Source organism: Rhodovarius lipocyclicus (assembly GCF_009900765.1).
Classification (GTDB): domain Bacteria; phylum Pseudomonadota; class Alphaproteobacteria; order Acetobacterales; family Acetobacteraceae; genus Rhodovarius; species Rhodovarius lipocyclicus.
Map to the genome: position 1 here is coordinate 1 of NZ_JAAABL010000086.1, position 3,255 is coordinate 3,255.

A 3,255-nucleotide genomic window follows, 5' to 3' on the forward strand; every position below is an offset into this window, starting at 1 on the left:
GCCACGCGCGCCTCGGCCAGGCGCTGTTCCGCGGCGCGGGCGGCCTCGGCGGCGCGGGCGGCGGCCTCGGCGGCCGCTTCCTGGCTTTCGGCGCTGCGCCGGGCGTCGCGCAGCTCCCGCCGGGTTTGCCCCACGGCGGGCTGGGCGGCGCACAGCGCGGCAAGCAACAGCAGAAGGCCGGGCCGGATCACCATGCCCTGGGTCTTACCCCAACAGGCTGTGCCCCGTCATCGCTTCCGGCTGCTTCAGCCCCAGCAGGGAGAGCAAGGTGGGCGCCACATCGGCCAGCCGGCCCTTGGCCAGCGTGGCGCCCGTGGGCCCGCCGACCAGCACCACCGGCACCAGGTTCAGCGTATGGGCGGTGTGCGGGCCGCCGGTGGCGGGGTCCTTCATCATCTCCGCATTGCCGTGGTCGGCCGTGACCAGCAGCGTGCCGCCCATCTCGCGGATGGCCTCCACGATCTCGCCCAGCCCGCTGTCCACGGCCTCGCACGCCGCCTTGGCGGCGGCCAGGCTGCCGGTGTGGCCCACCATGTCCGCATTGGCGAAGTTCAGCACGATCAGGTCATAGGTGCCGGAGCGGATGGCGGCGGCGGCCTTGGCGGCCAGCTCCGGCGCGCTCATCTCCGGCTGCAGGTCATAGGTGGCGACCTTGGGGCTGGGGACCATGATGCGGTCCTCGCCTTCCAGCACCGGCTCCTCGCCGCCGTTCAGGAAGTAGGTGACGTGGGGGTATTTCTCGGTTTCCGCCATGCGCAACTGCCGCATCCCGGCGCGGGAGACGACCTGCCCCAGCAGGTCCTGCATCGACTGCGGCGGGAACAGCGTGGCCAGGAAGGCATCGAGCGCGGTGGAATACTGCGTCATGCCCAGGGCGCAGGCGAAGGCGGGCACCGTGCCGCGATCGAAGCCCGCGAAGGCCGGGTCCAGCAGGGCGGTCAGGATCTCCCGCACGCGGTCGGCGCGGAAGTTGAAGCAGGCGAGCCCGTCGCCCGGCTTCACGCCGGCATAGCCGCCGATGATCGCGGGCTCCAGGAACTCATCGGTCTTGCCGGCCGCGTGGCCGGCGGCGATGGCCTGGGCGGCGGTGGCGGCGGGCGCGCCCTCCGCCTTCACGATGGCGTTGTAGGCGCGGCTCACGCGCTCCCACCGGTTGTCGCGGTCCATGGCCCAGTAGCGGCCGGTGACGGTGGCGACATGCGCGCCCTGGGGCAGGGCGGCCTCGAAATCCTTCAGATAGACGGGGGCGGCGGTGGGGGGTGTGTCGCGCCCGTCGGTCCAGGCATGGATGGCCACCGGCACGCCGGCGGCGCTGAAGGCGCGGGCCAGCGCCACCGCCTGGTTCTGATGGCTGTGCACCCCGCCCGGCGAGAGCAGCCCCAGCAGATGCAGCGTGCCGCCCGTGGCCTTGAGCGTCGCGATGGCCGCCGTCAGCTCCGGGATGGCATTCAGCGAGCCGTCCTTGATGGCGGCGTCGATGCGCGGCAGGTCCTGCATCACCACGCGCCCGGCGCCGAGGTTCAGGTGCCCGACCTCGCTGTTGCCCATCTGGCCCTCGGGCAGGCCCACATCATGGCCGCAGGTGGCCAGGAAATTGCGCGGCCCCGCGGCCCACAACGCATCGAAGACCGGGGTATGGGCCTGGCGCACGGCGTTGTCCGCGCTGTCCTCACGCCAGCCCCAGCCATCCAGAATGACGAGCATGACGGGACGGGGCATGGGGCTTCACCTTGAGGTTGTTGCGCTGCCTATGGGATAGCGGGGCGGGGGGCGCAGGGGAACCCCAAGGCATGCAGGGGGTGGGGGCGCCAGTCAGGGGCTCCGCCCCCGACACCCCCGCCAGGACCGTGCTCGGTCCTGGACCTAGATCGGTTTGGTGCTACATCTTGGGAAGGTTTTTCCCATTGATTTTTATAATGAAAATGGCGCCCTACTCCGGCTTGATCCCCGTCGCCGCCACCAGCGCCGCCCATTGCGCGCGGTCCGCCGCGATATAGCGCACGTACTCCGCTGTGCTCATCGGCAGCGGCACCAGCCCCTGGGCCGCGATGCGCGCCTGGAATTCCGGCTTGGCCAGCAGGCGCTGCATGCCGTCATGCAGGGTCGTCACCGCCTCGGCCGGCGTGTTGTTGGGGCCGTTGATACCGTACCAGTTCAGCACCTCGTAGCCTGGCAGTGCCTCCGCGATCGCGGGGACATCGGGCAGGATCGGCAGGCGTTGCGGGGTGGAGACGCCCAGCGCCTTCACCCGCCCTTCGCGGATGAAGGGCAGGGCGGTGTTGATGGCATCCGTCATGGCGGTGATCCGCCCGCCCAGGATCTCCGGATACACTTGCGCGGTGGTGCGGAACGGCACGTGCAGCATGTCCAGCCCCGCGCGGTGGGCCAGCAGCGCCAGCGTCATGTGGGTGGAGGTGCCGACCCCGGCCGAGCCGTAGGACAGCGCCCCGGGCCGGGATTTCGCCAGGGCGATGAAGTCCGCCAGCGTGGCGGCGGGCGTGCCGGGGGCGACCACCAGCGCGGCGGGCACGCCGGCCACATTGGCGATGGGCAGGGTCTCGGTGCCCGGGTCCAGGTTCAGGCGGTTCACCACCGGGCTGACGCCATGGGTCGCCTGGCTGGCCAGCATCAGCGTGGTGCCGTCGGGGCGCGAGCGCGCGACATATTCCGCCGCGACCGACCCGCCGCCGCCCGCCCGGTTCTCCACGATGAAGGAGAAGCCGAGCACGGCGCCCAGCTCCTCCGCCAGCAGCCGGGCGACGACATCCGAAGGTCCCCCGGCGCCGAAGGGGGCGACCAGGCGGATCGGGCGGTCCGGCGCCCAGGCCAGGGCGGGGCGCGCGAGGAAGGGCAGGGCGAGAAGCGGCAGGTGGCGGCGTTGCATGGCGGCAGCATGCTGTGCCCCGGCGCCGCGCGCGGCAGCGATTTCAGGGCAGTGTGGACCTGCCAGAGGGATTGTGATGCCAGGCCATGCAACCCGGGGCGGCCTGTGGGCAAGGAGTGATCAGTCGCCGGCCGGTGAAGGCAGGCTGGGGAGGCGCCGCCTCCCCAGACCCCTCCGCTGGGGAGATAAGATCTCCCCAGGCCCCTGCGAGGAGTTTGGAGCCGGCGATGAAATTATATGATTGATATTAGGGCTTGTTGAGATTTAGATCTTTCCTGGTGACGTGTGTTTATGATTCACGCTTTGGATGACGCAGCGTTTGGTTTTGAGTGACGAGCAATGGGCGAAGATGTCGCCGCATTGCCTGGGCA

General features: G+C 70.6%; 3 protein-coding genes. All 3 read right to left on the bottom strand.

The window, feature by feature from the left end:
- Positions 1–194 (bottom strand): hypothetical protein (locus GT007_RS22025; RefSeq protein WP_201452018.1); only part of this gene is annotated, 194 nt, incomplete at its 3' end.
- A 10-nt stretch (positions 195–204) separates the two neighbouring features.
- The gene (gene gpmI / locus GT007_RS22030; protein ID WP_160123815.1) at positions 205–1,719 is read right to left on the bottom strand and encodes a 2,3-bisphosphoglycerate-independent phosphoglycerate mutase; all 1,515 of its coding nucleotides are present in this window, start codon (positions 1,717–1,719) and stop codon (positions 205–207) included.
- Positions 1,720–1,930: 211 nt separating this feature from the next.
- The gene (locus tag GT007_RS22035) at positions 1,931–2,884 is read right to left on the bottom strand and encodes a Bug family tripartite tricarboxylate transporter substrate binding protein (RefSeq protein WP_160123816.1); all 954 of its coding nucleotides are present in this window, start codon (positions 2,882–2,884) and stop codon (positions 1,931–1,933) included.
- Positions 2,885–3,255 lie beyond the last annotated feature (371 nt).